This is a genomic window from Marinomonas sp. SBI8L, from assembly GCF_001624705.1.
Lineage (GTDB): Bacteria > Pseudomonadota > Gammaproteobacteria > Pseudomonadales > Marinomonadaceae > Marinomonas.
This window is the reverse complement of the sequence record NZ_JSEO01000037.1, coordinates 1-970: the sequence shown is the minus strand read 5'-3', so window position 1 is coordinate 970 and position 970 is coordinate 1. Positions and strand designations below refer to the sequence as shown.

Below are 970 nucleotides of genomic sequence, written 5' to 3'. Positions count from 1 at the left end.
CACGGTTCAACCTGTTTAGTCATCAACTTTTATACTTAGCAAAACTGAGTATCTTATTTATTCATTCATAAGCAGTTAATTTGTTAACTTAACTGCGCTTTATATTCTCTATTATTGGCTAAAATAGCCCATGTTACTCGCGCTAATTTATTTGCTAACGCAACGATTACTTTATTCTTATGCATTCTTTCTTGTAACTTCTGCAGCCAATCATAAAATGGCTTGCCCGGTTTCATATGCCTAATTACCGCTCTCGCTCCATGTATTAGCATCCGCCTTAAATAGGCGTCCCCGCGCTTACTGATTCCTTGTAAAACAGACTTCCCACCACTTGAATGTTGATTCGGCACTAAGCCTAACCATGCTGCAAACTGCCGCCCTGATTTAAACACTTTTGCATCACCCACACTTGCAACAATAGCGGATGAAGTTAATCGCCCTACCCCAGGAATATCTTGTATTGATCGGCATTGCTGATTTTCATTACCCACTATGTCTATCTGCTTATCCAGCTCTTTAATATAGGTTTCAAGATCATGCAAACGTTTCAACATTGTTTGAATATGACGGCTCAGCAGTACAGGTAAATCACTCTCAATTAGACCAAACTCTGTTCGAAACCATTTATGTAACCTAAACCGTCCTGACGGTATCGAGACACCAAACTCTTGTAAACTCGCCCTTATCCGATTAATCAGTGACGTTCTATCTCTAACCACACCGTCACGTTCGCGATGCACTAAAAGTAATGCTTGTTGCTCTTCACTCTTAACCGTTACAAAACGCATCGTTGGTCGAGTCACAGCCTCACATATAGCTTCTGCATCTGCTGCATCATTCTTATTCGTTTTAACGTAAGGCTTTACATATTGTGGTGGCATCAACTTAACTTCATGACCTAATTTTTGAAGTTCTCTAGCCCAATAATGCGCACTACCGCAAGCTTCCATACCAATTAAACAGGGCGTTA

The 970-nt window shown here is 40.5% G+C and carries 1 protein-coding gene; it reads right to left on the bottom strand.

All coding sequences use genetic code 11. The features are described from left to right. Positions 1-83 precede the first annotated feature (83 nt). On the bottom strand, positions 84-970 hold an 887-nt coding region (locus OA91_RS23785), incomplete at its 5' end, for an IS110 family transposase (protein WP_063340081.1).